The sequence below is a fragment of the Allobosea lupini genome, from assembly GCF_900109525.1.
GTDB classification, from domain to species: domain Bacteria; phylum Pseudomonadota; class Alphaproteobacteria; order Rhizobiales; family Beijerinckiaceae; genus Allobosea; species Allobosea lupini.
Genome location: NZ_FOAN01000002.1, coordinates 17,379 through 36,740 on the forward strand (window position 1 = coordinate 17,379; position 19,362 = coordinate 36,740).

20 protein-coding genes are annotated in these 19,362 nt (G+C 66.5%); 8 read left to right on the forward strand and 12 right to left on the reverse strand.

Annotated features, from left to right (window positions below):
• Positions 1–61: 61 nt before the first annotated feature.
• From BMZ21_RS29850 to BMZ21_RS05495, 3 genes are all read right to left on the reverse strand, one after another.
• Positions 62–265 carry a hypothetical protein gene (locus BMZ21_RS29850; protein ID WP_143079657.1) on the reverse strand — a complete coding sequence of 68 codons (204 nt, stop codon included), beginning with the start codon at positions 263–265 and terminating at the stop codon, positions 62–64.
• A gap of 126 nt (positions 266–391) precedes the next feature.
• A complete protein-coding gene (locus BMZ21_RS05490; RefSeq protein ID WP_091830695.1) occupies positions 392–2,302 on the reverse strand; it encodes an ABCB family ABC transporter ATP-binding protein/permease in 1,911 nt (636 codons plus the stop codon).
• Positions 2,303–2,460: 158 nt separating this feature from the next.
• A complete protein-coding gene (locus BMZ21_RS05495) occupies positions 2,461–3,090 on the reverse strand; it encodes a nucleoside triphosphate hydrolase (protein WP_091830697.1) in 630 nt (209 codons plus the stop codon).
• Positions 3,091–3,261: 171 nt separating this feature from the next.
• Here BMZ21_RS05495 and BMZ21_RS05500 point away from each other — a divergent pair, with 171 nt between their 5' ends.
• Entirely contained in the window at positions 3,262–3,594 is a 333-nt protein-coding gene (locus tag BMZ21_RS05500) for a hypothetical protein (RefSeq protein ID WP_091830699.1), read from the forward strand.
• Positions 3,595–3,742: 148 nt separating this feature from the next.
• Here BMZ21_RS05500 and cimA read toward each other — a convergent pair whose 3' ends face one another.
• The 3 genes from cimA to cysS form a co-directional block, all read right to left on the reverse strand.
• On the reverse strand, positions 3,743–5,398 hold the full coding sequence (gene cimA / locus BMZ21_RS05505) for a citramalate synthase (RefSeq protein WP_091830701.1): 1,656 nt from the start codon (positions 5,396–5,398) through the stop codon (positions 3,743–3,745).
• A gap of 112 nt (positions 5,399–5,510) precedes the next feature.
• Positions 5,511–6,131 (reverse strand): hypothetical protein, encoded by a 621-nt coding sequence (locus BMZ21_RS05510; RefSeq protein WP_091830703.1) that lies wholly within the window; start codon positions 6,129–6,131, stop codon positions 5,511–5,513.
• Positions 6,131–7,600, reverse strand: coding sequence for a cysteine--tRNA ligase (cysS, locus tag BMZ21_RS05515; protein WP_091830705.1), 1,470 nt, complete (start codon positions 7,598–7,600; stop codon positions 6,131–6,133). Before cysS ends, BMZ21_RS05510 begins: the two co-directional genes overlap by 1 nt.
• 171 nt (positions 7,601–7,771) lie before the next feature.
• On the opposite strand from cysS, the gene BMZ21_RS30755 reads away from it, so the two are divergent.
• Both BMZ21_RS30755 and BMZ21_RS05525 read left to right on the forward strand, forming a co-directional pair.
• Positions 7,772–8,311 (forward strand): hypothetical protein, encoded by a 540-nt coding sequence (locus tag BMZ21_RS30755; RefSeq protein WP_244543719.1) that lies wholly within the window; start codon positions 7,772–7,774, stop codon positions 8,309–8,311.
• An 89-nt stretch (positions 8,312–8,400) separates the two neighbouring features.
• Positions 8,401–8,748, forward strand: coding sequence for a hypothetical protein (locus tag BMZ21_RS05525; RefSeq protein ID WP_091830707.1), 348 nt, complete (start codon positions 8,401–8,403; stop codon positions 8,746–8,748).
• A gap of 21 nt (positions 8,749–8,769) precedes the next feature.
• Here BMZ21_RS05525 and BMZ21_RS05530 read toward each other — a convergent pair whose 3' ends face one another.
• Positions 8,770–9,285 (reverse strand): CreA family protein, encoded by a 516-nt coding sequence (locus BMZ21_RS05530; RefSeq protein WP_091830708.1) that lies wholly within the window; start codon positions 9,283–9,285, stop codon positions 8,770–8,772.
• A 47-nt stretch (positions 9,286–9,332) separates the two neighbouring features.
• Between BMZ21_RS05530 and BMZ21_RS05535 the strand changes: the two genes are divergently transcribed.
• Complete coding sequence (locus BMZ21_RS05535) at positions 9,333–9,965, forward strand: GNAT family N-acetyltransferase (RefSeq protein ID WP_091830711.1); 633 nt, start codon at positions 9,333–9,335, stop codon at positions 9,963–9,965.
• Here the strand turns inward: BMZ21_RS05535 and BMZ21_RS05540 are convergent.
• The 5 genes from BMZ21_RS05540 to BMZ21_RS05560 form a co-directional block, all read right to left on the reverse strand.
• Entirely contained in the window at positions 9,935–10,471 is a 537-nt protein-coding gene (locus BMZ21_RS05540) for a hypothetical protein (protein ID WP_091830713.1), read from the reverse strand. The genes BMZ21_RS05535 and BMZ21_RS05540 overlap by 31 nt on opposite strands.
• Before the next feature lie 27 nt (positions 10,472–10,498).
• Positions 10,499–10,720 carry a DUF2783 domain-containing protein gene (locus BMZ21_RS05545; protein WP_336529454.1) on the reverse strand — a complete coding sequence of 74 codons (222 nt, stop codon included), beginning with the start codon at positions 10,718–10,720 and terminating at the stop codon, positions 10,499–10,501.
• Positions 10,717–12,285 carry an FAD-dependent oxidoreductase gene (locus BMZ21_RS05550; protein WP_091830715.1) on the reverse strand — a complete coding sequence of 523 codons (1,569 nt, stop codon included), beginning with the start codon at positions 12,283–12,285 and terminating at the stop codon, positions 10,717–10,719. Before BMZ21_RS05550 ends, BMZ21_RS05545 begins: the two co-directional genes overlap by 4 nt.
• 11 nt (positions 12,286–12,296) lie before the next feature.
• On the reverse strand, positions 12,297–13,253 hold the full coding sequence (locus BMZ21_RS05555) for an MBL fold metallo-hydrolase (RefSeq protein ID WP_091830717.1): 957 nt from the start codon (positions 13,251–13,253) through the stop codon (positions 12,297–12,299).
• Between the two features lie 146 nt (positions 13,254–13,399).
• Complete coding sequence (locus tag BMZ21_RS05560; RefSeq protein WP_091830719.1) at positions 13,400–14,410, reverse strand: fumarylacetoacetate hydrolase family protein; 1,011 nt, start codon at positions 14,408–14,410, stop codon at positions 13,400–13,402.
• A gap of 62 nt (positions 14,411–14,472) precedes the next feature.
• Between BMZ21_RS05560 and BMZ21_RS05565 the strand changes: the two genes are divergently transcribed.
• The 4 genes from BMZ21_RS05565 to BMZ21_RS05580 all read left to right on the forward strand — a co-directional run bounded on the left by BMZ21_RS05565 (position 14,473) and on the right by BMZ21_RS05580 (position 19,326).
• Positions 14,473–15,558, forward strand: coding sequence for a TRAP transporter substrate-binding protein (locus tag BMZ21_RS05565; RefSeq protein ID WP_091830722.1), 1,086 nt, complete (start codon positions 14,473–14,475; stop codon positions 15,556–15,558).
• 250 nt (positions 15,559–15,808) lie between these two features.
• Positions 15,809–16,297, forward strand: a complete 489-nt coding sequence (locus BMZ21_RS05570; RefSeq protein ID WP_091830724.1) for a MarR family winged helix-turn-helix transcriptional regulator — start codon at positions 15,809–15,811, stop codon at positions 16,295–16,297.
• 273 nt (positions 16,298–16,570) lie between these two features.
• Entirely contained in the window at positions 16,571–17,701 is a 1,131-nt protein-coding gene (locus tag BMZ21_RS05575; RefSeq protein WP_158673616.1) for a DUF2865 domain-containing protein, read from the forward strand.
• A 299-nt stretch (positions 17,702–18,000) separates the two neighbouring features.
• Complete coding sequence (locus BMZ21_RS05580) at positions 18,001–19,326, forward strand: MFS transporter (RefSeq protein ID WP_091830728.1); 1,326 nt, start codon at positions 18,001–18,003, stop codon at positions 19,324–19,326.
• The last annotated feature ends 36 nt before the right edge of the window (positions 19,327–19,362 follow it).

Here is a 19,362-nt window from a genome sequence, read left to right on the forward strand (position 1 = left end):
CCGACAGCGCTCTTTCCGGAAGCCGCCGCCCCGGAGCCTTAGCTCCGGGGCGGGGTCTTCTTCAGTGGCCGATGCCGCTCAGGGTGGCGATGGCCAGAAGCGTGTAGCCGAGCGCCAGAAGGGCGTAGCCGGCGATGATCATGGTCGGGCTCCGGGATTGGGGCCGCGCGCCTCGTATGTCGGGCGCTGCGTGCGCCTGGATTGCGGAATGGGACGGAGAAAGGAGCTGCGACGCCGTAGCGGCGTGCACGCCGGAAAGAAGCAAGCGACGACCCGAAGGCCACCTCGGCCGGGGCGCCCCGGCCTATGCTAGCGTCGTAAATTCGATATGCGTCATTCTGGGCAGGAATCAACGACGCCGCGCAAATTTCCTTCGCGCGGCGTTAGAACCTCACTGCGTCAGGCTGACCCGGACGCTCTCGCCCTCTTCCTGGGTCGCGCGCTGCAGCGTCGCCTTGGCCTCGTCCACCTGGCGCTGGCGGTTCCAAAGCGCGGCGTAGACGCCGTCGGCGGCGAGCAGGTCGCGGTGATGGCCGCGCTCGACGATCACGCCCTTGTCGAGGACGATGATCTCGTCGGCGTTGACCACGGTCGAGAGCCGGTGGGCGATCACCAGCGTGGTGCGGCCCTCGCTGACCCGGTCGAGCGCGTCCTGGATCTCCTTTTCGGTGAAGGAATCGAGCGCCGAGGTCGCCTCGTCGAGCACCAGCACCGGAGGCCCTTTCAGGATGGTGCGGGCGATGGCGACGCGCTGCTTCTCGCCGCCCGAGAGCTTGAGGCCGCGCTCGCCGACCGAGGTCTGGTAGCCTTCCGGCAGCGACTTGATGAAGCGGTCAATCTGGGCGAGGCGCGCGGCCTCCTCGATCTCGCCTTGAGTCGCTTCGGGCCGGCCATAGCGCAGATTGTATTCGATAGTGTCGTTGAACAGCACCGTGTCCTGAGGGACCATGCCGATCGCCGAGCGCAGGCTGACCTGCTGCACCGCGGCGATGTCCTGGCCGTCGATGAGGATGCGGCCGCGTTGCGGCTCGTAGAAGCGGAACAGCAGGCGCGAGATCGTCGACTTGCCGGCGCCCGAGGGGCCGACGATCGCGATGGTCTTGCCGGCGGGCACCTCGAAGGAGACCCCGCGCAGGATCGGCCGCTCCGGCACATAGGCGAAATGGACATCCTCGAAGGTGACGGTGCCGGCGTGGACGTCGAGCGCCGGAGCCCCCGGCCGATCCTGGATCTCCGGATCGCGGCCGATCAGCGAGAACATCTGCTCGATGTCGAGCGTCGCCTGCTTGATCTCGCGGTAGACGGTGCCCATGAAATTCAGGGGTATATAGAGCTGGATCAGCATGGCGTTGATCAGCACGAAATCGCCGACCGTGTTGGTGCCGGCCTGGAAGCCGCGCACGCACATCACCATCGAGATGGTGAGGCCCGCCGCGAAGATCGCGGCCTGGCCGAAGTTCAGCCAGGCGAGCGAGGTGTAGGCCTTGATCGAGTTGCGCTCATAGCGCGCCATGGAGAGATCGTAGCGCGCCGTCTCGCGCGCCTCGGCGCCGAAATACTTCACCGTCTCGTAGTTGAGCAGCGAGTCGATCGCCTTGGCGTTGGCGTCGGTATCGGACTCGTTCATCTGGGCGCGGATGGCGATGCGCCATTCGGTGGCCTTGATGGTGTAGGCCATGTAGCCCACCACCATCACGACCAGCACGACGACATAGCGCCAGTCGAACAGCCAGAGCAGTACGGTGATGATCAGCGTGACCTCGATGATCACCGGCACGAGCTGGTTCAGGCCGAGGCGGACCATCTCCTCGATGCCGTTGCGGCCGCGCTCGAGCACCCGCGTCAGGCCGCCGGTCTTGCGCTCGAGATGGAAGCGCAGCGAGAGATGGTGGAGATGGCCGAAGGTCTGCAGCGCCAGCGTTCGCACCGCATGCATGAAGACCGGCGCGAAGATCGCGTCGCGCAGCTGCACGAAGGCGGCCGAGCCGACGCGGGCAAAACCGTAGATCACCGTCAGCGCCAGCGGTGCGCCGACGAGGAAGGGCAGCCAGTTCGACAGCGAGGTCGGGTTGTTGGCGAGCGCATCCGTCGCCCACTTGAAGGTGAAGGGCACGCCCATCAGCACGAGCCGACCGATCACCAGCAGCACGAAGGCAGCGACGACGCGCTGGCGCAGATCGGCCCGCTCCGGCGGCCAGAGATAGGGCCAGAGCGCCTGGAACGTTGCGATGAAGCCGGAGCCGGGCTGGAGCACGGCTTGGCGCGCGAGGGGCGCCGGAACCGGCGTAGCAGGCGAGGACATTGAAATGCTTCCAAATGGAACCGCCGATATAGGCGGATTCTCCGGGGAATGCAGGGGGCGGGAGATGAAATTACCGAAGTCGCTTTTGCGATGATGCTGTCGCCCCGGATCTCCGCTTCGCTGCGTCCGGGACGACCAGCGCTTGATCTTGAAGCCGATCAGCGTGTGGCGAAGCCATTCTTCCAGATGATATCGGCTGAGCGACTGCCTTCGACAACCAGCCGCGCATTGGGCAGGTCGTTGCCCTCGACCCAGGCGCGCGCGGCTTCCTCGCTGCGACCGAGATCGGTCCAGCGCGCGAGCAGACGGCGCTCTAGTTCGGCGATCGGCACGTCGATGAAGATGGTCAGCTCGAAGAGCGGCGCGAGCTCCGACCATGGCGCTCGGTCGACCAGAAGGTAGTTGCCCTCGACCAGTACGAAACGCGCATCGGCCGGAATGATGGCCGCGCCAGCGCGGGCAAGATCGGCCTGGCGATCGAAGACCGGCACCGCCACATCCCCCTCGCCCGAGCGAATGCGCCGGAGCGTCGCCGCAAGCCCGGCGCAGTCGAAGGTTTCAGGCGCGCCCTTGCGCTGGCGCAATCCCATCGCGTCGAGCACGGCATTGTCGAAATGAAAGCCGTCCATCGGCACCAGCGCCGCTTCGCCGGCTGGCAGCGCTGCGAGCAGACGCTCGCTCAACGTCGACTTGCCAGCCCCCGGAGCACCGGCGAGCCCAACGACGACGCGGCGCCGGTCACCGGCCCGCTCGACGATCCTGGCAGCGACATCTTCGGCAGTTTGCATGGTCACAAGCCCGGAATCTCCGCTCCCCCGCCGCAGGATCGGCGACGTCCGCGCCGTCTGCAACCGGACGCCGGCGCCATGAACAGGCACCGATCAGGCCTTGTTCTCGTCGCAACTGCGATGTCAGACTGGCCTAAAGCCTTTAAGGGCTGAAGCCTGGAGAAGACGCCCATGATGCTTCGACGCATTCTTCCCGCCGCTTGCGCATTCGCGCTGCTGCCGATCGTGCCGGCGCTGGCGCAATCGCGCCCGCCGGCACAGATCAAGATCACCAATGCCCGTACCGTGCCGCTCGAGTCGCTGGAGATCACCACCACGGGTGAGCAGGCCCGGCTCGTCGGCAAGCTCGCCAAGCCGCTGGCTCCCGGCAAGAGCGCCATGGTCAAGCTCAACAAGCCGGCCGGCTGCAGCTACTATCTGCTCGGCAAGTTCAGCGACGAGAGCGAGAGCGACAATGACGGCATCGACCTCTGCAAGGAGAAGTCGCTGCGCCTGACGGAGTGACCCTTCACCTTCTCCCTCGGGGGAGAAGGTGGCAGCGCGAAGCGCTGACGGATGAGGGAAGGAAAGGGCCGGTCGACAACCGGCTCACCCAGTCGAACCGCCCTCATCCCCTGCCGGACCTTCTCCCCCGGGGGCAGAAGGAGGCTGACTACGCCGTCGCGCCTTCGCGCATCAGCTTGTAAGTGATCGAATCGACCAGTGCCTGGAACGAGGCATCGATGATGTTGGCGCTGACGCCGACCGTGGTCCAGCGCTCGCCGGTCTCGTCGGCGGATTCGATCAGGACGCGGGTGACAGCGTCGGTGCCGCCCTGAAAGACGCGGACCTTGTAGTCGACCAGCCTCAGGCCACCGATCAGCGACTGGTAGCGGCCGAGATCCTTGCGCAAGGCGAGGTCGAGCGCGTTGACCGGGCCGAGCGCGCTTTCGGCGACCGAGATCAGCGATTCCTCGCCGACCTTCACCTTGACGATCGCCTCCGAGAAGGTGACGAGCTCGCCCAGCGCGTTGTAGCGGCGCTCGACATTGGCGGTGAAGCGCTCGATCTCGAAATAATCAGGCAATTCGCCGAGGATGCGCTTGGCAAGCAGGTAGAACGAGGCGTCGGCGCCCTCGAAGGCATAACCCTGTGCCTCCTTCTCCTTCAGCTCCTCCAGCACGCGCGACAGGCGCGGATCGTCGCGGCCGATGGTGACGCCGATGCGCTCCAGCTCGGCGACGAGGTTCGACTTGCCGCCCTGGTCGGAAACCAGGACTTTCCGGACATTGCCGACCAGATCGGGCGCGACATGCTCGTAGGTGCGCGGGTCCTTCAACACGGCCGAGGCGTGGATGCCGGCCTTGGTGGCGAAGGCCGAGGCGCCGACGAAGGGGGCATGGCGGTTGGGCGCGCGGTTCAGCATCTCGTCGAGGGCGCGCGAGACATGGGTGAGCTCGCCGAGCTCGGCCTCGCCGACACCGAGCGCGAAGCGGCGGTTGTAGCGCTCCTTTAGCTTCAGCGCGCCGATCAGCGTGACGAGATTGGCGTTGCCGCAGCGCTCGCCGAGCCCGTTCAGTGTGCCCTGGATCTGGCGAACGCCGGCCTCGACCGCAGCGAGCGAGTTGGCGACGGCGCAGCCGCAATCGTCATGGGCGTGGATGCCGAGATGATCGCCTGGAACAACCTTCGCGACCTCGGCGACGATCCGTCCGACCTCGTCCGGCAGCGTGCCGCCATTGGTGTCGCAGAGCACGACCCAGCGCGCGCCGGCCTCATAGGCCGTGCGGGCGCAGGCGAGCGCATAGTCGGGATTGGCCTTGTAGCCGTCGAAGAAGTGCTCGCAATCGAGCATCACCTCGCGGCCGGCCGCCCTCGCGGTGGCGACGCTGTCGCGGATGCCGTCGAGATTGTCCTCCAAGGAGATCTCGAGCGCGACATGGACGTGATAGTCCCAGCTCTTGGCGACGAAGACGATCGCGTCGGCCTTGGCCTCTAGCAGCGCGGCGATGCCGGGATCGTTGGAGGCCGAGCGCCCTGCCCGCTTGGTCATGCCGAAGGCGGCAAATTTCGCGTGCTTCGTCGGCTTGTTCGCGAAGAAGGCCGTGTCGAGCGGGTTGGCGCCGGGGTAACCACCCTCGACATAGTCGATGCCGAGCTTGTCGAGCATCGCCGCGACGGCGCGCTTGTCGTCGAGCGAGAAGTCGACGCCCGTGGTCTGGGCGCCGTCGCGCAGCGTCGTGTCGAAAAGGTGGATGCGGGCGAGCGTCGCCTCGCCAGCCTTGCGCGGCGCGGCTTCGGCTACTGGAGCGGGGGCTGCGGCGCTCATCGCCTCACCCGCAACCGGTAACGCAACACCTTCGGCATCACCATGGCGAGCATGACGAGCTTCATCGCGATCGAGAGCGAACCACGCTTGCGGATCTTCGGAGCCTCGGTGGTCATTGTTCTTGGTCTTCTTTCAAAACAGCCGGCAGGGGTCGCAGGTCGACAGGCGTATCGGGGTCGATCTCGCCGATCATCGCCGGCTTGAGATCATAGATGCCGGCAATGGCTTCGAGCGCGGCCGGGGCATCGAGATGGACGCCCCATAACGCCATGGTCCGTGCAAAGGCGCGGGTCGTCATCAAGGTGACCGGGTAGTCGACTTCAAGGAACAGGTTCGGGACCTTGCGATCCTCGTAGAGCACGATCGCCGAGGAGGTTTCGTCGGGCCGCCAGAAGTCGACGAATTCGCGCAGCGCAAGCTCGCCGGAATTGCGCAGGCTCGCCTTTAGACGTGCCTCCTCCTCGAGCGAGCGCTCGCGCGCCCTGAGCGAACGGATGCCTTCGCCGATCACGGTCGGCACGCGCAGGAGTGCCATGCCTTCGCTCTCGATCCAGTTGCGGATCTCGATCGCGAAGGGTTTGGTCTCATCGCCGACCAGCTCGTCCTCGACACGATCGACCAGCACGATGCGGCGGTTCAGCCGCGGCAGCATGGCGAGCAGCCCAGCCGCAGCCAGACGCAGGACCGGCCCCGCATCGGCAATGATGATCGGCTCACGTGAGGCGGGAGTCATCACCGCTTCACCTCCCAGCTGGTCGTCAACTCGCCGGTCGCCGGGTCCTTGCCGTCCATGAGCACGATGCCCATCGCCACAAGCTCGTCGCGAAGGCGATCGGATTCGGCGAAGTTCTTCGCCTTGCGGGCAGCGAGGCGGGCGGCGATCAAGGCCTCGACCTTCGTGCGCAAGGCATCATCGATCGCGGCCACGGGCAGCTCCGGCAAGCCGATGCCGAGCAGCGCGAGGCTCGCTTTCAGGCTGGCGTGATCACCGGCCTTGCGCAGGGCATGCAGTTCGGCGAGCACCTGCGAGGTGTTGAGATCATCCGCCAGCGCTTCGATCACGCCGGCAGGAACCTGCCCTGCTTCAGCGTCTCCTGCAGCCACGGCCCAGTCGGCCAGCGTCCTTTCCGCCTCCTCCAGCGCCTTCACCGTCCAGTCGATCGGCTGGCGGTAATGGGTCTTGAGCATGGCGAGACGCAGCACCTCGCCGGGCCATGTCCGCCCGCCGAAGCTCTCGGTCGCCAGCAGCTCGTTGATGGTGACGAAGTTGCCGAGCGACTTCGACATCTTCTCGCCTTCGACCTGCAGGAAGCCGTTGTGCATCCAGTAGTTTGCCATGCGCGCAGCACCGCCGGCCGCACCGAAAGCGCAGCAGCTCTGGGCGAGCTCGTTCTCGTGATGCGGGAAGACGAGATCGATCCCGCCGCCATGGATGTCGAAGACGTTCCGGGCGGGATCGTCGCATTGCAGGCCGCCGCCGAACGGCTCGAGCAGCGCCTTCATCGACATGGCCGAGCACTCGATGTGCCAGCCGGGGCGGCCGGGTGTGGCGATGCCGGCCGGCGATGGCCAGCCCGGATCAATGCCGGCGCGGCTGGGCTTCCACAGCACGAAATCCATCGGATCCCTTTTGTAGGGAGCGACATCCACTCGTGCTCCAGCCACCATCTCGTCGAGCGAGCGGCGGGCGAGCGAGCCGTAGCGCGGCGCGTCCTTCAGCCCGGCGACGGCCGGGACATGGAAGAGCACATGCTCCTCGGCGACATAGGCGACACCGCGGGCGATCAGGCGCTCGATGATCGCCTTCATCTCCTCAATATGGCCGGTGGCGCGCGGCTCGTCGTCGGGGCGCAGGTTGCCGAGCGCATCGACATCGGCGTGAAACTGCGCCGTCGTCGTCTGCGTGACCTTCGCGATCGCCTCGTTCAGCGGCAGGTCGGGAAAATCGCGCGCGGCGCGGGCGTTGATCTTGTCATCGACGTCGGTGAGGTTGCGCGCATAGCGGACATGACCCTCGCCATAGACGTGCCGCAGCAGCCGGTAGAGCACGTCGAAGACGATGACCGGCCGGGCATTGCCGATATGAGCATAGTCATAGACCGTCGGGCCGCAGACATACATGCGCACGTTCTGGGGATCGACGGGGGTAAAGACCTCCTTCGTCCGCGTGAGCGTGTTGTAGAGCCTGAGGGGCGGCTGCATCGAAGTGGTATCCTGACGAGAAGGCGACAAAAACGGCTTATCCTGGCCGCTGGCCGGGGCGCTGTCTGTCTTTTCGTGGGGACGAGGACGTGAGCAGCCGGCCAGCGAAAGCTAGCGGCAAATAATGCAGGTAATGGCGAGGGCTCGCGTCATCCTGCCGTGATGCCTGTCATGTACGCTTACGTCAAGTGGCAGCTTGGCAACGCCTGCGCGCCATCGCCCTGCCCTCCCGCGATTCCTGCCCTCATCGCCGCAATGCCGCCACAAGCGGAAGACGGTTTGCGCGCAACCAAGATTGCCGAGGTTCACGCAGTCTTAACCATTTGGAACCTATTTGACATGTCGAAGGTTCAGCCCCGGTCGGGTCTCAGGGACAATATCATGCGCCGCGCCGTCGCTCTGGTCGGGCTCTTCGGAATCATCGGTGCGGGGATGTCGCTGGCGCTGCTGCCTGCGACCGGAACCGTCGCCGCCCCCAAGGCCGAGCGCACCTATCTGATCCCGGCCGGAGACGGCTACGGCGTCGCCGATTGCATTTCCAGCAAGTCCGAATGCGGCCAGATCGTCGCCGACGCCTGGTGCGAGTCGCAAGGTCATCGTGCCGCCACCGCCTATGGTCTCGCCAAGCCGGAAGACTTCACCGGCTCGACGCCGCGCCAAGCCAGCGCGCCCGTGGCCGAGCAGCCGCTGGCGATCACCTGCGGGGGCTAACCCCGACGGGCGAGATTTTCCCGGATTGACGCAAGCCGTATGCTTGGCCGCCGTGGATGTTCCCCGGCTGCATCGGGGATCACCGGCCCATGATCCGTCCAGCGCTCATCGCCATCTTCGCCTTGGCGACACTGCTGCCGGCCGAAGCTTTCGAAGGCCGCTATCGGATGCTTGGCGGCAGCATGACGATCCGCCCGGCCGGCGCCGGCATGCTCAAGGTCGATGCCGAGATCGGCAGCCGGAGCTGCGTCGGCGTCATCTCGGCTCGCGGCCGGCCCCAGGGTGACCGGCTCGTCGCCGAAGCAACGGAATATGGTGAGATCTGCCGCCTCGAGATTCGCCGCAGGGGCCGCGCCCTCACGGTGACGGAAAGCGGCGCCTGCACACCGTTCCACGGCGCGAACTGCAACTACACCGGCACCTACACGCCTCGTTAGTTTAGACGGGTCAAACCCGCCTCACTTCACCCATTCGGAGCATTTCGGTACGTCGCCCATCCCGCCCCAGGGCATGATCGGCACGCTCGAGGTCGAGTTCTGCGGCGAGCCGTCGATCAGCTTGTCGGTGTAGACCATGTAGATCAGCACGTTGCGCTTGGTATCGCATCCACGCACGATCTGCATCTTCTTCCAGATCAGCGAGCGGCGCTCGCGGAAGACGACGTCGCCCTGCGAGAACTTCTCCTTGATCTTCACCGGACCGACCTGGCGGCAGGCGAGCGAGACCTCCGAGACCTCCTCGGCAACGCCGAACATGCCGGAAACGCCGCCCTTCTCAGGAACGGTGTAATGGCAGGCGACGCCCTCGACGACCGGGTCGTCGACGCCGTAGACCGCGAGCTTGTCGTCCGGGGTCAGCATCTTCCAGACCGTCGACTTCCTGAAGATCAGGTCCTCCTGCGCCACGGCCGGCGCAGCGACGCCGGCGAGCGCGAGAAGAGACGAGAGGGCGAGAAGACAATGACGAAAGCTCATCCAGATTCTCCCAGAGCGTTCCCGAGGGACGGCGGGCAGGATATGGGATGGCGCGCGGTCCCGCACCAGTGCAGGCGTCAGCAATCCTCGAACCACACGACAGGGCGACCACCATGCTGCCGGTGCTGGAAACGGAGCGCCTCCTGCTGAAGCCGCGAACCGCGACCGATCTCGACTTCATCGCCGCGCTCAACGCCGACCCTCAGGTGATGCGCCATATCGCGGCAATCGGGGACCCCGCGATGGGGCGCGAGGGTGTCGCAGCGCGCAGCTTCCTGCATATCGAGCGCGGGCTCGGCTACTGGACAGTGTTCGCCCGTACCGACGAAAGCGGACCGCTCGGCTATGTCGGGCTCATTCCAGATGGCGACGACCCGGAGCAGGCGCAGGTCAGCTATCGTTTCGCCACGCGCCATTGGGGACAGGGTTTCGCCCGGGAGGCAGTCAGCCGGCTGCTCCGCCATGCCTTCGAGACGCTCGAGCTGCCCGAGACCCTCGTGGTCACGCATCCGCAGAACGTCGCTTCGCTGCAACTCGCCGCTCGGCTCGGCTTCGAAGCCGACAAGACGCGGGACGCGCCGAGCATCGGCGATCCAGCGGTATCGGCCGCCTGCTTCCGCCAGGATCGGGCCGCCTGGCGAAAAGCCGCTCAGGCCACGATCGGCCTGAACGCCAGGTAGTAGGCCGCGATCGCGCCGATGAAGCCAAGCCCTGTCAGGACGAGCTTCAGCCGGGTGAAGCCGCTGGCGATGGCAACGGTGCCGTCGTCGAGGGTCGGAAACCGATCGAGGAGGCGCGCAATGGCGAGGTTTTCGACGATGTCGCAGAGCCCGCCGAAGAGCCAGCCGCCGCCGCACAGCGCCGCCACCCACCAGGGATAGCCGCGCATCGACAGGCCGGTGATGATCAACGCGCCGACGACCGTATAGACAAGCGCGAAGGCAAGGTCGGCCGGGAGCAGCTTGTTGCGATAAATGGCGCGGCGCTCGGGACCATAGAGCGAGAACAGCTTCTCGACGTCGTCCTTGGTGAAACCGTCGAGATCGCTCTCCAGCGCCCGGTCGACCTTGAGGCTGCGCGCCCAGAGCCAGGAGAGCAGCAGCGTCAGCACCACCAGCGCCGGCCCCCAGAAGAAGAAGCCGAGCGGAATCAGGGTGGAGTAGAAGGTCGGAAGGTCTTCCATCATGGCTCGCTCCGGCGTCGTGCGCCCAACCTAGCTCGCCTCGCGCGCCAGCGCCACGGCTTCGCGCAGCACCTGCTCGTCGCCGATCTGGTTGGCAAGGATCAGGACGAGGCGGGCATTGAGCGCGGCGCTTGCACGCTCATCGAGGTCGCGATGCGCCTGGGCGAGCAGGCGAAAGGCGGCGTCGGGATCGGCGAAGCGCGATTCGCGCGCGAGCCTGCTCGCTGGCGCCATGGTGGCCGCTGCATTCATCCCCTGCCCTCCATCCGCGCGAGCGCGGCTTCGATCGCGGCCCGATTCGGCTCGCGGAACCGAGCAGCGACATGCCCGTCCGGCCGCAGCAGCGCGGCTGCACCCTGCTCCAGGGCATAGCGCTGGCGCAGGGTGCCATCGCTGGCAGCCGGCTCGATCGCGAGGACCCTGGCGGGCGCAATCTCTGCCGCGCCCTCACCGATCAGGATCGCCTGCCCGGCCGCAAAGGCCTCGCTCAGCCAAGTATGGGAACCATCGGCCAGCGGCGCATCGAGGAAGGGCGCACCCGGCAGCAGGCCGTCGTCCCAGTCCTCTTCGTCACTCGACAGTGCCGAGCCGGCATAGGCGCTGGCCACGGAAAGCCGGCCGGAATTGACGAAGCGCTTGGCGAAGCCGGTCAGGGGCGCGAGCGAAAGCGCCGCCTCGCGCAGCAGCCGCTCGCCGGGGGAGCGCGGCGCGATGAAGTCGGTCGCCCGCGTCGAGTTCAGGATGTTCTCGTCGGCGGCGGCGACGCGCTCGCTGTCATAGCTGTCGAGCAACGAGGTAGGGCTGCTGCCCTGCACGATCAGCGCGAGCTTCCAGCCGAGATTATCGGCGTCCTGGATGCCGGAATTGGCACCGCGCGCGCCGAAGGGCGAGACCTGATGGGCGGCGTCGCCGGCGAAGACCACGCGGCCGTGCAGGAATCTGTCGAGCCGGCGGCACTGGAAGCGGTAGACCGAGACCCATTCCAGCGCGAAATCGGCATGGCCGAGCATGCGCTCGATCCGGGGCCGCACGATCTCCGGCTGCTTCTCATGATCCGGGTCGGCATCGGGGCCGAGCTGGAGGTCGATGCGCCAGATATCGTCAGGCTGCTTGTGCAGCAGCGCCGACTGGCCGGAATGAAAGGGCGGATCGAACCAGAACCAGCGCTCTGTCGGGAACGGCGCGGTCATCTTCACATCGGCGATGAGGAAGCGGTCCTCGAAAGCCTCGCCGCGGAATTCCAGGCCGAGCAGGCCGCGCGTCGGCGAGCGCGCGCCGTCGCAGGCGACGAGCCAGTCGGCGTGCAGGGAATAATCGCCTTCCGGGGTGGCGATGGTGATCCGCGCCCCGTCCTCGCGGTTGTCGAGGCCGGCCAGGCGGTTGCTCCAGCGCAGATCGACCAGCGGTTCCGCCAGAACGGCGTCGACCAGTGCCGCCTCGACGTAGAATTGCTGGAGATTGATGAAGGCCGGCTGCTTGTGGCCGCCCTCGGGCAGGAGGTCGAACTCGTAGAGCTCGGCCTGCCCGCGGAAGACCCTGCCCTTCTGCCAGGTGACACCCTTTTCGACCATCGCCTGCGCCAGTCCGAGCCGATCGAAGATCTCGAGCGTGCGCTTGGCGAAGCAGATGGCGCGCGAGCCCTCGCCGATCCGATCGGCATCGTCGATCAGCACGACCGGGACCTGCCGGCGTGCCAGATCGAGCGCCAAGGTCAGCCCGACCGGGCCGGCACCGACGATGACGACCGGATGCCGGGCGGGCGTTGCCGCGTCCTGATCCGCGCTGCGGCGATAGGCGAACTGGCGGAACGGCTGCATGCGCTGACGCCTCAGCCCCTGAGGTCCAACCACATCTGGCGGTCGCGCTCGTCGGTCCAGATGCGCGGATGGTCGAGGCCGCCTGCCTCGTCATAGGCGCGGGTGACGTTGAAGGGCAGGCAGTGCTCGAAGATCACCCAGTCGCCATAGGCCGGCTTCAGCGTTTCGTGGACCCGCTCGAAGGTTTCGCGCAGCGAGCGGCCGGCGGCGACATGGCTCTTCACCGCCTCGTACAGGTCGGTGAGGAAGGCGCGCGTGCCCTTGATGCCGTCGGCGACCATCGCCCGGTTGGTCAGCGCCGCGCCGCGGCCCGGCACCATCGCAGCGGGAGCGAAGGCGGCGAGCGCGTCCAGCGTCGTCGGCCAGTCGGTGAAATGAGCGTCGCCGCAATAGGGCGTAGCGCCGTATTCGACGAGGTCGCCGGCGAAGATCACATTGGTGTCGGGCATCCAGGCGACGATGTCGCCGGCGGTGTGGCCGCGGCCGAGCTTCATCAGCCGGACCTCGCGCTTGCCGAGCCAGATCGAGGCGTTGTGCGAGAAGGTCGTGGTCGGCCAGGTCAAGCCGGGGCGGATCGAATCGGCGCCCTGGAACAGCCGCGGGAAGCGGCCGATCTCGCTCGCCTTGTCCTCCTCGCCGCGCTCGACGATCATCGCCCGTGCCGCGTCCGAGCAGACGATCTCCTTCGCGCCATAGGCGGGCGCACCGAGGACGCGCACGGCGTGGTAATGCGATAGCACGACATGGCTGACCGGCTTGTCGGTGACCTCGCGCACTTTTCCGATGACGCGCTCGGCCATGGTCGGCGTCGCCTGCGCGTCGAAGACGAGCACGCTGTCGTCGCCGACGACGATGCCGCTATTGGGGTCGCCCTCGGCGGTATAGGCGTAAACGCCCTTGCCGATCTCCTCGAACGATACGGTCTTTTCGCCGAGATCGGCGGTGGAGGCGAAAGCGGGGGAGGACATTGGGCAACCTCGTAAACGTGTTGATACTGACGTCATGCTCGGGCTTGACCCGAGCATCTCAGGCCGCGAGAGGCTCCAGTCCGGGCCCTACTCGCCAGGAGATTCTCGGATCGGCGCTTCGCTTCGCCCGAGAATGACGGTGCGGGCTACGCATACGGCAGGATCTCCTGCTCGATCGCGCCGAAGATCGAATGGCCGGCAGCGTCTTTCATCTCGATGCGGACACTGTCTCCGAAGCGCAGGAACGGCGTCTTCGGCGCGCCGTGCCGGATCGTCTCGACCATGCGCTGCTCGGCGATGCAGGCGTAACCGAGCCCGCCTTCCGCGACCGGCCGGCCAGGGCCGCCGTCGGCATCGCGGTTCGAAACCGTGCCGGAGCCGACGATGGTGCCGGCGACGAGCGGGCGGGTCTTGGCGGCATGGGCGATCAGCACGCCGAAATCGAAGGTCATGTCGACGCCGGCCTGCGGCTTGCCGAAGGGCTTGCCGTTGACCTGGGCGAGCAGCGGCAGGTTGAGCTTGCCGTCCTTCCAGGCCGGGCCGAGTTCGTCCGGCGTCACCGCCGCCGGCGAGAAGGCCGAGGACGGCTTTGATTGAAGGAAACCAAAGCCTTTCGCCAATTCGTTCGGAATCAGATTCCGCAAGCTCACGTCATTGACGAGCATGACGAGGCGGATCAGCCCCCTCGCCTCCTCGGGCATGACGCCCATCGGCACGTCGCCGGTGACGACCGCGATCTCGGCTTCGAGATCGATGCCGTAATCCTCGCTCGCGAGCTTCACTGCCTCACGCGGACCGAGGAAGGAATCGGAGCCGCCCTGATACATCAGCGGGTCGGTCCAGAAGCTCTCGGGCATCTCGGCGCCCCTCGCCTTCCGGACCAGCTCGACATGGTTCACATAGGCCGAGCCATCGACCCACTGATAGGCACGCGGCAGCGGCGAGGCGCAGTCATGCTCGTGGAAACGGAAGGACGGTACCGAGCCGTGCTCCAGGCTCTCGGCGAGATCGGCGAGGCGCGGCGCGCAGCGATCCCAGTCGTCGAGCGCGCCCTGCAGCGTCGCGACGACCGGGAAGGCATCGGTGGCGCGGGTCAGGTCGCCGGAGACGATGACGAGGCGGCCATCCCGGCCGTGCATGAGGGATGCTAGTTTCATCTCTTTTCAATCCTCGCCGAACAGTGATGATGGCAGCAAATCTGTCCCCGGGAGGAAAGTCCATGCAACGCCGTATGTTTTTGAAGACGGGCGCGCTCGCCGCAGCCGCCGCGCCGATCGCGATGCCCGCGATCGCGCAATCGATGCCCGAAGTGAAATGGCGGTTGACGTCGAGCTTCCCCAAGCAGCTCGACACGATCTACGGCACCGCCCAGCAGTTCGCGAAGTTCATGTCCGACGCCACGGACGGCAAGTTCCAGATCCAGACCTTCTCGGCCGGCGAGATCGTGCCCGGCCTGCAGGCGCTCGACGCCGTCACCTCCGGCACTGTCGAATGCGCCCACACGCCGACTTATTTCTACGTCGGCAAGGAGCCGGCGCTCGGGCTCGGCACCGGCATCCCCTTCGGCCTCAACGCCCGCCAGCAGCATAGCTGGTGGTATTTCGGCGGCGGCGAGCAGATCGTCAACGCCGCGCTGGCCAAGTTCAACGCCTACTCGATCCCTTGCGGCAATTCCGGCTGCCAGATGGGCGGCTTCTTCCGCAAGGAGCTCAAGACGCTCGACGACCTCAAGGGCCTGAAGTTCCGCATCGGCGGCATGGGCGGGGCAGTGCTGGCCAAGCTCGGCGTGGTGCCGACCCAGATCGCGGCCGGCGACGTCTATCCGGCGCTGGAGCGCGGCACCATCGACGCGGCCGAGTTCGTCGGCCCCTATGACGACGAGAAGCTCGGCTTCGTGAAGGTCGCGCCCTATTACTACTATCCCGGCTGGTGGGAGGGCGGCGCCATGCTGCACCTCGTGATCAATCAGGATCAGTGGAACAAGCTGCCCAAGCACTACCAGGCGATCGTGCAGAATGCCTGCGAAGCGGCCAACAACTGGATGCTGGCGAAGTACGACTTCGTCAATCCGGGCGGCCTGCGCAAGCTGATCGCCCAGGGCGCGCAGCTCAAGGCCTTCCCGCAGCCGATCATGGAAGCCTCGCTCAAGGCGGCGGAGGAGTACTACGCCGAGACCTCGGCCAAGAGCGAAGCCTTCAAGAAAGGCTACGAGTCGATGGTCGCCTTCCGCGGCGAGAACCTGCTCTGGTGGCAGGTGGCGGAGCTCTCCTACGACGCCTTCATGAACCGGCTGCGCTCGCGCTGACCGACAACCATCGCTCCGGAGCGTGCCGACGGCGCGCCTCCGGGGCCGATGGCCTCGCCGGGAGACGCCCGGCTCACGCATGGACAGGCACAGTCCCGATCCGCCGGCGGAAACCTGGACGAACCGCGGGCTGCAAGCTCATCGTCGTCCCTCCCATGGCGGCGGCTTTGACAGGTGCTGCCGTTCGGTAATGATGCGTGCCGCAGCCGCTGCGGCATTCTCTCACCCCAGTTAGTTACAAGCGCAACTAATGTCAACGAAGCAAAAGCCTGAAGACCGCGCCCTGCATCTCGAGCAGTTCCTGCCCTATCGGCTCAACGTCGTCGGCTTTTTCGCCAGCCGCGCGCTCGGCCGCGTCTACGGCACGCGCTTCGGCATCGGCATCCCGGAATGGCGAGTGATCGCGCAGCTCGGCGAATTTGGGCAATTGACCTCGCGCGACATCGGCGAGCTCTCGCAGATGCACAAGACCAAGGTCTCGCGGGCCGTCTCGGAGCTAGACAAGCGCGGGCTGGTGACGCGAGCCGAGAATCGGGCCGACCGGCGCGAGGCCTTCGTCGCCCTCACGGCCGCCGGCCAACGCCTCTACGCCCAGATCGTGCCGCTGGCACTCGCTTTCGAAGAACGCTGGATCGAGGGGATCGCGCCGGAAGAGCTGCGCGTCTTCGAGCGCGTTCTGGCAGTGCTGACCGAGCGCGGTCGCCATCTCGCCGGCGCGTACCAGACAGAGGAAGCCTGATCGCGCAAGCGTTATCGAGAGCTGATTTGCCGCCCGGGGCGCGATATGCGATGCGCTGAGGCGAATAGACGGTGCGTCGAATCGCCGTTTCGACCCGGCTGACGCGCGCCTCCTTAGTTCCGTCGCGTTTCTAGCATGTGCTCTGTCTGTGCGGGCGATCACGGCCTGCACCGGACGAGTTACAGGGATAGCACTCTGCCTTCGATGATTTTCGCTTCGCTCCGACGCGTTCTCGCTCCGGCGCTGGCTTTCGCCGCGCTGACGAGCGCAGCCGTGGCGCAGTCGCCGGCTTGCGACAACTGGCGCGCCGAGCTCTCCAGCCTGCAGGGCCAGCGCGGCGGCGATCCCCGCGCCGCCCAGGCGGCGCAGCGCGTCGCCGGCCAGCTGGGGCAGCTCTCCAACCAATATCGGGCGATGGGCTGCGATCGCGGCGGCTTCCTCTTCTTCGGCGACGCCCCCCCGCCGCAATGCGGCGGCATCCGCGCCCAGTTGGGCGCGCTCCAGCAGCAATATGCCCAGCTTCAACAGCAGGCCCAGGGCGGCGGCATCGAGCAGCGCCGTGCCCAGCTCGCCGCGCTGATCAACAATAATTGCCGGGCGCCGCAGCAGCGCGGCTTCTTCGAGACGATCTTCGGCATCGAGCCGCGCCGCGGCGAGATCGATTCCACCTTGCCCGAGCTCGACCCGGATCAGCCGTCCGAGCCGACGGAAGGCGGTGGACGCCAGGGCGGGCCTTATACGGTCTGCGTACGCAGCTGCGACGGCTTCTTCTTCCCGCTCGCCAACAGCCCGAGCGGACGCGAAGGGCAGGACGAGATGTGCCAGTCGCTCTGCCCCGGCACCGAGACGCGCGCCTATGGCATGAGCAGCGGCGGCGACATCCAGAACGCCGTGGCACGCTCGACCGGGCAGCCCTATACCTCTCTGCCGAACGCGCTGAAGTACACCCGCAGCTTCGACGCCGCCTGCACCTGCCGGGGCCCCGGCCAGAGCTGGGCCCAGGCGCTGGCGAACGCCGAGCAGATGCTCGAGCAGCGCAAAGGCGACATCATCGTCACCGAGCAGCGCTCGCAGGAGATGTCGCGGCCCAAGCCCGAGCAGCCGCAGCGCGGCAAGAAGGGTGCTGCCAATGCGCCTGCGGCTGAGGCCAAGCCGGCCACCCCGGCGCCGACCACGCTTCAGGCCGCACCCGGCGACGAGCCGACGCCGGATGCCAATGTCCCGACTGCCAGCACCGAATCCGCCGGCGTCGGCCCACAGCGGATCGACGGCGAGAAGACCTTGCAGCAGGGCGACGGGCTGAAGCGCGAGAGCAAGAGCGTCACCGGCGAGCGCCGCACCGTGCGGATCGTCGCGCCGAACCTCGCGCCCAATCTAGGCGTCGGAGCAACCGCACGGCCGTAGCGCGGCAAGCTGAAAGTTCCTCGGCTCTCACCCCGAGGAGCCGGCAACGGCCTGCGTCTCGAAGGATGCGCCAGCCTGTTCCGGCACCTCCTCAAGCATCCTTCGAGGCGCCGCTTGGCGGCTCCTCAGGATGAGGGCTGAGGTTGTCAGAACTGGCCAGCGGAACAGTGCCGTCATGCGCTGGAAGCAAGCCTGCTCAAATCTTCCGTCGCTGACAGGCCAGGAACGCAAGGCGTAGACCTGAGTTCTGCTGCCGGCGCCCGCTGCTGCTCGCGCCGCCCTCGAAAGCGGAGCGAGCCATGTCCAATCCAGCAACCGCAACGCCTGCCCCTCAGGGCCTCGACGTCGCCGATACGGCGCGACGCCTGAAGGCGATCTTCATCGGCTCGGTCGGCAACCTCGTCGAATGGTATGATTTCTACGCCTACACCGCCTTCGCGCTCTATTTCGCGCCGAAGTTCTTCCCCTCGCATGACCCGGTGGTGGTGCAGCTCAACGCAGCGACACTTTTCGCCGCCGGCTTCATCGTGCGTCCGATCGGCGGCTGGCTCTTCGGCCATATCGCCGACCGCTACGGGCGGCGGCTGTCACTGACCGTCTCGGTGCTGATGATGTGCTTCGGCTCGCTGATCATCGCCCTGACGCCGACCTATGAGACGATCGGTTTCGCCGCGCCGGTGCTGCTGGCGCTGGCCCGGATCATTGAGGGGCTGAGCCTCGGCGGCGAATACGGGGCGAGCGCGACCTATCTCACCGAGATCGCCCATCCCGACCATCGCGGCTTCTATTCGAGCTTCCAGTATGTGACGCTGATCGGCGGGCAGCTCACTGCCATTCTGGTGCTGCTGCTCCTGCAGAACGTCTTCCTGACGCATGAGCAACTGGTCGACTGGGGCTGGCGCATCCCCTTCGTGATCGGCGCGATGCTGGCCGTCACCGCCATGTTCATGCGCCGGCACATGCACGAGACAGAGGCCTTCGCCGAGGCCAACAAGATCAAGAAACAGGAAAGCTCGCTGCGCGGCCTGCTGAAATATCCGCGCGAGGTCGCTATCGTGGTCGGGCTGACCGCCGGCGGCACCGCCGCGTTCTATACCTTCACCACCTATATGCAGACCTTCGTGAAGCAGACCGTCGGCCTTTCCGACATCACCACCACCTATGTGATCGCGGGATCGCTGATCTTCGCCTCGATCCTGCAGCCGATCTACGGGCTGATCTCCGACCGGATCGGCCGCAAGCCGCTGCTGATCTTCTTCGGCCTCGCCGGGACCTTGCTCACCGTGCCGATCCTGACGACGCTGGCGCAGACCAAGTCGCCATGGGTCGCCTTCCTGCTGATCTCCGGCGCCTGGCTCTTCGTCGCCGGCTACACCTCGATCAACGCGGTGGTGAAGGCGGAACTGTTCCCGACCTCGATCCGCGCCACCGGCGTCGCCGTGCCCTATGCCCTGACCGTCTCGATCTTCGGCGGCACCGCGCCGGCAATCGCCCTGTTCTTCAAGCAGCAGGGCCACGAGCAGTGGTTCTACTACTACCTCTCGGCGGTGATCTTCATCTCGCTGCTGGTCTATTCGACCATGCGCGACACCAAACACGAGACGGCGATGGACCGGCACGCGTGAGGGGCTCGGCTCACGAGCCTTCGCGATGGCGGTACA

Bases quoted from the DNA above. Each gene is read 5' to 3' on its own strand.
- cysS (WP_091830705.1), bottom strand. From the start codon at position 7,600: ATGCAGCCGCCCCTCAGGCTCTACAACACGCTCACGCGGACGAAGGAG.
- BMZ21_RS05500 (WP_091830699.1), top strand. From the start codon at position 3,262: ATGATGCTTCGACGCATTCTTCCCGCCGCTTGCGCATTCGCGCTGCTG.
- BMZ21_RS05570 (WP_091830724.1), top strand. From the start codon at position 15,809: ATGTCAACGAAGCAAAAGCCTGAAGACCGCGCCCTGCATCTCGAGCAG.
- cimA (WP_091830701.1), bottom strand. From the start codon at position 5,398: ATGAGCGCCGCAGCCCCCGCTCCAGTAGCCGAAGCCGCGCCGCGCAAG.
- BMZ21_RS05550 (WP_091830715.1), bottom strand. From the start codon at position 12,285: ATGCAGCCGTTCCGCCAGTTCGCCTATCGCCGCAGCGCGGATCAGGAC.
- BMZ21_RS05565 (WP_091830722.1), top strand. From the start codon at position 14,473: ATGCAACGCCGTATGTTTTTGAAGACGGGCGCGCTCGCCGCAGCCGCC.
- BMZ21_RS05510 (WP_091830703.1), bottom strand. From the start codon at position 6,131: ATGACTCCCGCCTCACGTGAGCCGATCATCATTGCCGATGCGGGGCCG.
- BMZ21_RS05495 (WP_091830697.1), bottom strand. From the start codon at position 3,090: ATGCAAACTGCCGAAGATGTCGCTGCCAGGATCGTCGAGCGGGCCGGT.
- BMZ21_RS05540 (WP_091830713.1), bottom strand. From the start codon at position 10,471: ATGATGGAAGACCTTCCGACCTTCTACTCCACCCTGATTCCGCTCGGC.
- BMZ21_RS30755 (WP_244543719.1), top strand. From the start codon at position 7,772: ATGTACGCTTACGTCAAGTGGCAGCTTGGCAACGCCTGCGCGCCATCG.
- BMZ21_RS05580 (WP_091830728.1), top strand. From the start codon at position 18,001: ATGTCCAATCCAGCAACCGCAACGCCTGCCCCTCAGGGCCTCGACGTC.
- BMZ21_RS05560 (WP_091830719.1), bottom strand. From the start codon at position 14,410: ATGAAACTAGCATCCCTCATGCACGGCCGGGATGGCCGCCTCGTCATC.
- BMZ21_RS05525 (WP_091830707.1), top strand. From the start codon at position 8,401: ATGATCCGTCCAGCGCTCATCGCCATCTTCGCCTTGGCGACACTGCTG.
- BMZ21_RS05490 (WP_091830695.1), bottom strand. From the start codon at position 2,302: ATGTCCTCGCCTGCTACGCCGGTTCCGGCGCCCCTCGCGCGCCAAGCC.
- BMZ21_RS05545 (WP_336529454.1), bottom strand. From the start codon at position 10,720: ATGAATGCAGCGGCCACCATGGCGCCAGCGAGCAGGCTCGCGCGCGAA.
- BMZ21_RS05530 (WP_091830708.1), bottom strand. From the start codon at position 9,285: ATGAGCTTTCGTCATTGTCTTCTCGCCCTCTCGTCTCTTCTCGCGCTC.
- BMZ21_RS05555 (WP_091830717.1), bottom strand. From the start codon at position 13,253: ATGTCCTCCCCCGCTTTCGCCTCCACCGCCGATCTCGGCGAAAAGACC.
- BMZ21_RS05535 (WP_091830711.1), top strand. From the start codon at position 9,333: ATGGCGCGCGGTCCCGCACCAGTGCAGGCGTCAGCAATCCTCGAACCA.